Below are 7,461 nucleotides of genomic sequence, written 5' to 3'. Positions count from 1 at the left end.
GCTCCTGCTGCTCGTCCTGCGCGCCAAAATCGGCGACGAGCAGGTGCGCGATCACTCGAGCGCGCCGCCGCCGCGGGTCGATCTCAAGCTGTCGACCAATGCGCTGACGGTGCTGCTCTGCATCGCCAGCATTTCCTGCTGCGTGGCGATGTCGATGCCGCAGGTGCATATCGTCGCCTATTGCGGCGACCTCGGCTATGGCGTGGCGCGCGGCGCAGAGATGCTGTCGCTGATGATGGCATTTGGCGTCGTGAGCCGGATCGGCTCGGGCTTTCTCGCCGACCGGATCGGCGGCCTGCGCACGCTGCTGGTCGGGTCGCTGGCGCAGGGCTTTGCGCTGTTGTTCTACCTGTTCTTCGACAGCCTCACCTCGCTCTATCTGATCTCGGCGATGTTCGGCCTGTTCCAGGGCGGCATCGTGCCAAGCTACGCCATCATCGTGCGCGAGGCGATGCCGGCGCGCGAGGCCGCGACCCGCGTCGGTATCGTCATCTTCGCCTCGGTGTTCGGCATGTCGTTCGGCGGCTGGGTCTCCGGCGTGATCTTCGACGCCACGGGCTCCTACGCGGCCGCGTTCGCCAACGGGCTCGCCTGGAACGTGCTCAACCTCGTCATCGTGACGACGCTGCTGTTTCGCGGGCGCGGGCAGCTCGCGGTAGCGTGAGAGCGGATCAAACCGCCTGTCCGGTCTTCAGCAGCGAACAGCCGGTGATCTTGAGACTGCCGTCCGGTTGCGCCTGCAGGGTGTAGAGCGCCTCCCAGGCCTCGCCATTGGCGTCGATGATGTGGACGCGTTGCGCGATGACGCCGCCCTCGGCCTTGGCCTCGCCGAACTCAAAGCTCTTGTGGCGATAGACCGGGCCGTAGCCCCGCTGCACCATGTCCATGAAGACATCGGGACTTGGAAAGATCTCGTGAATCGCCGGCGCGGCATAGGAATACGCGGATGCCGCATCGTTGCGGCCAAAGGCCTGTTCCTGGGCGCGGATCACGCTTTGCGCGCCAGCGACATCGTCGTCGGCCACGGCCCGCGCCGGAAGGGCGAGCATGGAGAAGCTCGCCCAAAAAGCGACAAGCAGGAGAAGGGCCCGCATCGGGAAAACTCCACATCGACAGTGCCGTTCGGGATATTCTAGCATGACCTTTGCAACGTTACAGATGAGCTCATGACGGATTTTTCCAAGACGCGGGCACTGTTCGATCTTCCCGATGGCGTGATCTATCTCGACGGCAACTCGCTCGGCGCGCTGCCGACCGCGGTGCCGGCGCGGGTCGCGCACATGATCGCGGCCGAATGGGGCAAAGAATTGATCCGCGGCTGGAACAGCGCCGGCTGGATGACGATGCCCCGACGCGTCGGCGACCGCGTCGGCAAATTGATCGGTGCGCCGCCGGGGACGGTCGTGATGGGCGATACCCTCTCGATCAAGGTCTACCAGGCGCTCGCAGCCGCGATCGCGCTCAATCCGGGCCGCCGCGTCATCCTCTCGGATAGCGGCAATTTTCCGTCCGACCTTTATATGGCGCAGGGCCTGATCCGCACCCTTGGTGGCGCGCTGGAGCTGAAGGTGAGCGATCCCGAAGCGATCGAGGGCGCGATCGACCAGACCATCGCCGTCCTGATGCTCACCGAGGTGGACTACCGCACCGGGCGGCTGCACGACATGGCGGCGCTGACACGGAAGGCACATGAAGCGGGCGCGTTGACGGTCTGGGACCTCGCCCATTCGGCCGGCGCGCTGCCGGTCGACGTGCTCGCGGCGGACGCCGATTTTGCTGTCGGCTGCACCTACAAATATCTGAATGGCGGCCCCGGCGCGCCCGCTTTCATCTATGTCGCGCCTCGCCACTCCGACGCCGCGGCGCCCGCGCTGTCGGGCTGGATGGGGCACGAGGCGCCGTTTGCCTTCGATCTCGACTACCGAGCCGGCCATGGTATCGAGCGGATGCGCGTCGGCACGCCGCCGATCTTGGCGCTCGCGGCGCTCGATGCCGCACTGGATGTCTGGGAGGGCGTGTCGCTGCAGGACGTGCGAAAAGCCTCCATCGCGCTCTCGGAGTTCTTCATCCGCGAGGTCGAGCGGCGCTGCCTGCAGCTTGTCCTCGCCTCGCCCCGCCGCCCGGAGCAGCGCGGCAGCCAGGTCTCGTTCCGGCATCCGGACGGCTATGCCATCATGCGCGCAATGATCGATCGCGGCGTGATCGGCGATTTCCGCGCGCCCGATGCGCTGCGCTTCGGCTTCACGCCGCTTTACCTCGGCGAGGAGGATGTGCGCCGCGCGGTCGAGATCATGGCCGACGTGATCAACAACCGCCGCTGGGACAAGGATGACTACCGCAGGAAGGAACTCGTGACATGACGGCCGCGCCCTACGATCCTTCTTCCGAGGGGGCGCAGATGAATTTCCGCGAAAAAATGTCCTATGGCGACTATCTCGATCTCGATCGCCTGCTCAACGCGCAGGCGCCGCGCTCGAGCGCGCATGACGAGCTGCTCTTCATCATCCAGCACCAGACCTCTGAATTGTGGATGAAGCTCGCCATCCACGAGATCAAGGCGGCCACGAAGGCGATCCACGACGACGATCTTCAGCCGGCTTTCAAGATGCTGACACGGGTGGCGCGCATCTTCGAGCAGCTCAACAACGCCTGGGACGTACTGCGCACGATGACGCCGAGCGAATATACCGAGTTTCGCAGCATGCTCGGCGAATCCTCCGGCTTCCAATCGTTCCAGTACCGCGCCATCGAGTTTTTAGCCGGCAACCGCAATCTCGCGATGCTGCGGCCGCACGCCCACCGCCCGGAGCTCGTTGCTGCGCTGGAGGAGATTTTGCAGCAGCCGAGCCTCTATGACGAAGCGCTGCTCTTGTTGTCGCGCCGCGGCTTTGCCATCGGCGCCGATGCGGAGCGGCCGAACTGGCGCGACAGGCGCGACGAAAATCCTGATGTGATCGAGGCCTGGAAGATCGTCTATCGCGCGCCGCAGACCCATTGGGAGATCTATGAGCTTGCCGAAAAGCTCGTCGATTTCGAGGACTATTTCCGCCGCTGGCGCTTCAACCACGTCACCACGGTCGAGCGCATCATCGGCCTGAAGACGGGCACTGGCGGCACCAGCGGCGTCGGCTATCTGCGCAAGATGCTTGACATCGTGCTGTTCCCGGAGCTCTGGAAGGTCCGGACCGAGCTTTGATCTTTCATGCCGACGTTGAAGATGTGACGACGGGGGCGAGAATGCTGAATGCCATCAAGGATTGGGATAACGCCTACGCTAACGGGGCGAACATTCCCGGCGGCGAGCGCTGGCCCGGTCTCTGGGTCGAGCCGGCCGAAAACTACCGGAAGGCGATGCTGGCCGAGCAGCGGGCGAGGCTGGACGTTGCCTATGGAGATGGACCGCGGCACCGGCTCGACCTGTTCATGCCACGGGAGAGCGCGCGGGGCCTCGTCGTGTTCGTGCATGGCGGCTACTGGATGCGGCTCGACAAGAGCTTTTGGTCGCATCTTGCGCGGGGCGCGGTCGAACGCGGCTACGCGGTCGCGATGCCCTCCTACACGCTGTGTCCCGAGGTCGGCATTGCGGATATCACCGCGGAAATCGGCCGCGCAATTGGCCGCGCCATGGACGAGATCGCGGGGCCGGTGGCGCTGACCGGCCATTCCGCTGGCGGGCACCTCGTTACCCGCATGATCTGCACGTCATCGCCGCTGAATGAGGCGCGGCAGAGGCGCCTCGCCAAGGTGGTGTCGATCTCCGGCCTGCACGATCTGCGTCCGCTGCTCAAGACCGCGATGAACCAGACGCTTCGGATGGATGACCGCGTGGCGCGCGAGGAGTCACCGGCGCTGCTGTCCCCGATCGAGGGCGCCCGCGTCGTCGCCTGGGTCGGCGGCGCCGAGCGCAACGAGTTTCGCCGTCAGGCGCAACTGCTGGCCAATATCTGGATGGGACTGGGCGCTGCGACCGCTCATGTCGAGATGCCGGACCGGCATCATTTCGACGTTATCGACGATCTGGCCGATCCACAGAGCGCCCTGGTCGACGCGCTGTTGTCCTGACCCTCACACCGGCAGCGCCGTAGTGTGCTTGACCGTCCGCAGGGTCAGCGTCGACTGCTCCCGCAGGATCGCCCGGTCCTGTTGATCGATCGATCCTTTTGCATGTTCCTGCGAAGTTTTGATCGTTTGACGCAATAAAAATTGCGTTCAAAAGCTGATATGCTGCGATTGCGGCCGAAAATGCCAAGCAAGTCAAGCTATCTCTCTTTGCCGGACAATTTTGGGAGACCGACGATGCTGCTGGGCGTTCCGAAGGAGATCAAGGACAACGAGTTTCGCGTCGGCATGACCCCGGCGACAGTCTTTGAACTGACCCATCACGGCCATCAGGTGCTGGTGGAAAAGGACGCGGGCGCGGGCTCCGGTCTGTCCGACGAGGAGTATCGCAGTGCTGGCGCATCCATCGTCGATACGGCAGACACGATCTTTGCGCGCGCCGACATGGTCGTGAAGGTGAAGGAGCCGCAAGCCGCCGAGCGCAAGATGCTCAGGCCCGGCCAGATCCTGTTCACCTATCTGCACCTGGCGCCGGACCTGCCGCAGACCGAAAACCTCATCAAGGGCGGCGCATCTGCATCGCCTACGAAACCGTGACCTCCTCGAATGGCGGCCTGCCGCTCTTGACTCCGATGTCGGAAGTTGCCGGACGGCTGGCGCCGCAGGTCGGCGCGCATGCGCTGGAAAAGGCTGCCGGCGGCCGCGGCGTCCTGCTCGGCGGCGTACCCGGCGCGCCCGCGGCCGATGTCGTCATCATCGGCGGCGGTGTGTCGGGTGCGAATGCGGCAACGGTGGCGCTCGGCATGGGCGCGCAGGTCACGATTTTGGATCGCTCGCTCGATGTGCTGCGCCGGCTCGACGTGCAGTTCGAGGGCCGCGTCCGGACGATCTTCTCGACCCGTGCCGCGATCACCGATCTCATCAGGAAGGCGGACCTGGTGATCGGCGCCGTGCTGGTGCCGGGCGCCGCCGCGCCAAAGCTGATCACGCGCGACATGCTGCGCACGATGAAGCAGGGCTCGGTCATCGTCGATATCGCGATCGACCAGGGCGGCTGCACTGAGACCTCGAAGCCAACCACGCATTCGCATCCGACCTACGTCGTTGACGGCGTCGTGCATTATTGCGTCGCCAACATGCCGGGTGCGGTCGCCCGCACCTCGACCTTTGCGCTGAACAACGCGACCTTGCCGTTCACGCTGGCGCTTGCCAACAAGGGTTGGCGCAAGGCGCTGAGTGAGGACGTGCATCTGCGCGCCGGCCTCAATGTTTGCGAGGGCAAGCTGACCTGCGAGCCGGTCGCGATTGCGCACGGCCTGCCGTTCGTTCCAGCAGAGAAGCTGCTGGCGTCGTAGGCTGATTGGAGGCGTCACGCCTCCGCCACGGCCTCGGCCCAGGGCTGAAAGATCTCGGTGGCACCGCTGTTGGTCGCCCCGTCGCGCAGCACGACGCTCGGGCAGGCGAACTTCATCGGCAGGGTTTGCACCCGGGCCTCCTCATAGTCGAACTGCAAGCGCAGTGCTTCGCGCACTTCGCGCGGCAGGCGCGCATCGCCGATCACGATACTGCCTTCGCTCGCATCGAGGCGCGGCTGGTGGATCGCGGCATCGAGATCCATACCAAAATCCATCACGAAGGAGAGGATTTGCATCACCGCCGGCATGATGCGCCGGCCGCCGGAGGCGCCGAGCGCGAGACGCCGTCCGTCGGCGGCTTGCGCCACCACCGGAGTGTAATTGGTGAGGCAGCGCTTGCCGGGAGCCAGCGAGTTGGGCCCGCCCGGGGTCGGATCGAACCACATGATGCCGTTGTTCATGGGAATGCCGCTCTGCGGCGCAGTGAACCTGGAGCCAAACAGCGACAGCAATGTCTGCGTCACCGCCGCCATGTTGCCCTCGCGGTCGACGACAGAAAAATGCGTCGTGCAGGCGGGAGCCAGATGTTCGGCGCCAAGCGCCCGCCGCCCGTCCGCATCGCCCATCCCCTGCAGTCGCTCGCGATAGGCCGCCTGCAGGCTTCTTGCGTAGGCCGCATAGCTTGCGGCATCCGGCCCTGTGCCCGCGGGCCGCAGATCGGCTTGCAGCAGCCGCAATGCCTGGGCCAGCGTCGGGCCCGCGGTGAGCTCTGGCGTGGCAAAGACATTGCCGCCACGATAAGCGATGGCCAGGGGCTCGCGGACATGCGCCTGAAACGCGCCGAGATCGTCGACGGACAATGACCCTCCGCCTGATTGCACATCGGCGGCGATGCTGGCCGCGAGATCGCCCTTGTAGAAATCATCAGGTCCTTGCGCGGCCAGATGCGACAGCGTCGCCTTGAGCCGGTCGAGCGGCAGCCGCGTCTCCGACCTGATGCCCCATTGCGGCTGCGGGGGCAGGCCGTCCTTGAGGAAGGTGGCGGCGCTCGCCTGGTAACGCCGCAGGTCGGCCGCTGCGGTCGCGATCATCTGGCTGGTCCACCAGTCGACCTCGAGACCCTCGCCGGCCAGGGCGATGGCGGGTGCGAGCAGGTCGCGCCATGGCAGGCGCGCGTGGCGGCGATGCGCTTCCGCCATGCCGGCGACCACGCCGGGCACTGCCACCGAACCGGGTCCATGAAGATTGCGGTCATCCTTGACCCGCGCCCACGGAAAGATGTCGGCTGCGAGATCCTCGCCGCTCAGCGGATAGTCCTCGACCCGCAGCCCGTTCGGCGCGCGCATGCCATAGTCGATCACCTCGTAAGTGTTGGCACCCGCGCGATAGAGCACCATCGCACCGCCGCCACCCAGGCCGCTCATCCAGGGCTCCAGCACGGCGAGCGCGAAGGTCGTTGCGATGAGCGCGTCGACACAATCGCCGCCCGCCTTGAGCACCGCGGCGCCCGCTTCGGCCGCCCTCCGCGACTGTGCCGCGACGATGCCTCGTTCCGAGATGATGGCGGGTTTGCGGATCTGCTGGTTGTTGGAGAACTGATCGGGCATCTTTTCCGGCTTCCGATTTTGTCGACGTGCACTGGCGGGACTGCAATTCTGCAGCGAGCGCGCGTGAACCGCCAAGCAATTGGTAAGCGAAAAGTAAATATCGGCCCCGCGTCCGAAGCGGATTTTGCAGGTCGAATCCGGCGAGGCCCGCTAAACAAATATTAGGGGCTGCTATCTAGGGTCGAGGTACCCTTGTCCTGACGCCTGCGCCTCCCATGAAGTCGCTGCGGCCAACCATCTTGCTGGCGTTGATCGTTCTGGGAAGCCTGGCTTCGTTCGGGACCGCCGGGCATTTCGCGGCCAACGCGTTCATTCATCATCAGCAGACGCGACAGCTGAATGAACTGGCCGAACTCGTGGTGCGCCGCTCCGAGCTTGCGGTGGACTTCGCGGCCGAAAGCCTCGACGAGCTCGCAACGCGGGGCCTCGTCAGTTGCGAT

6 protein-coding genes and 2 pseudogenes are annotated in these 7,461 nt (G+C 65.2%); 6 read left to right on the top strand and 2 right to left on the bottom strand.

The features are described 5' to 3' along the window. Positions 1-664 (top strand): MFS transporter (locus JOZ76_RS11740; protein ID WP_291698791.1); only part of this gene is annotated, 664 nt, incomplete at its 5' end. Between the two features lie 7 nt (positions 665-671). On the opposite strand, the gene JOZ76_RS11735 is transcribed toward JOZ76_RS11740, so the two are convergent. Next, positions 672-1,094 carry a DUF4864 domain-containing protein gene (locus tag JOZ76_RS11735; protein ID WP_291698790.1) on the bottom strand — a complete coding sequence of 141 codons (423 nt, stop codon included), beginning with the start codon at positions 1,092-1,094 and terminating at the stop codon, positions 672-674. A 72-nt stretch (positions 1,095-1,166) separates the two neighbouring features. Between JOZ76_RS11735 and kynU the strand changes: the two genes are divergently transcribed. The 4 genes and pseudogenes from kynU (at position 1,167) to ald (ending at position 5,414) form a co-directional block, all read left to right on the top strand. Further along, positions 1,167-2,360, top strand: coding sequence for a kynureninase (gene kynU, locus JOZ76_RS11730; RefSeq protein ID WP_291698789.1), 1,194 nt, complete (start codon positions 1,167-1,169; stop codon positions 2,358-2,360). Beyond that, complete coding sequence (gene kynA / locus JOZ76_RS11725) at positions 2,357-3,196, top strand: tryptophan 2,3-dioxygenase (protein ID WP_291698788.1); 840 nt, start codon at positions 2,357-2,359, stop codon at positions 3,194-3,196. The genes kynU and kynA overlap by 4 nt, the downstream gene beginning before the upstream one ends. Before the next feature lie 41 nt (positions 3,197-3,237). After that, positions 3,238-4,062 carry an alpha/beta hydrolase gene (locus tag JOZ76_RS11720; RefSeq protein ID WP_291698787.1) on the top strand — a complete coding sequence of 275 codons (825 nt, stop codon included), beginning with the start codon at positions 3,238-3,240 and terminating at the stop codon, positions 4,060-4,062. Between the two features lie 234 nt (positions 4,063-4,296). Further along, positions 4,297-5,414, top strand: a pseudogene (ald, locus tag JOZ76_RS11715) (alanine dehydrogenase). 14 nt (positions 5,415-5,428) lie between these two features. Here ald and JOZ76_RS11710 read toward each other — a convergent pair. After that, entirely contained in the window at positions 5,429-7,021 is a 1,593-nt protein-coding gene (locus tag JOZ76_RS11710) for a gamma-glutamyltransferase family protein (protein WP_291698786.1), read from the bottom strand. Positions 7,022-7,236: 215 nt separating this feature from the next. Here JOZ76_RS11710 and JOZ76_RS11705 point away from each other — a divergent pair. After that, positions 7,237-7,461 (top strand): annotated as a pseudogene (locus tag JOZ76_RS11705) (EAL domain-containing protein); the annotation flags it as partial.

This window comes from Bradyrhizobium sp., from assembly GCF_019244115.1.
Classification (GTDB): Bacteria; Pseudomonadota; Alphaproteobacteria; order Rhizobiales; family Xanthobacteraceae; genus Bradyrhizobium.
The sequence above is the reverse complement of the archived record's forward strand: the minus strand, read 5'-3'. Positions and strand labels throughout refer to the sequence as shown.

Bases quoted from the DNA above. Each gene is read 5' to 3' on its own strand.
- JOZ76_RS11735 (WP_291698790.1), bottom strand. From the start codon at position 1,094: ATGCGGGCCCTTCTCCTGCTTGTCGCTTTTTGGGCGAGCTTCTCCATG.
- kynU (WP_291698789.1), top strand. From the start codon at position 1,167: ATGACGGATTTTTCCAAGACGCGGGCACTGTTCGATCTTCCCGATGGC.
- kynA (WP_291698788.1), top strand. From the start codon at position 2,357: ATGACGGCCGCGCCCTACGATCCTTCTTCCGAGGGGGCGCAGATGAAT.
- JOZ76_RS11720 (WP_291698787.1), top strand. From the start codon at position 3,238: ATGCTGAATGCCATCAAGGATTGGGATAACGCCTACGCTAACGGGGCG.
- JOZ76_RS11710 (WP_291698786.1), bottom strand. From the start codon at position 7,021: ATGCCCGATCAGTTCTCCAACAACCAGCAGATCCGCAAACCCGCCATC.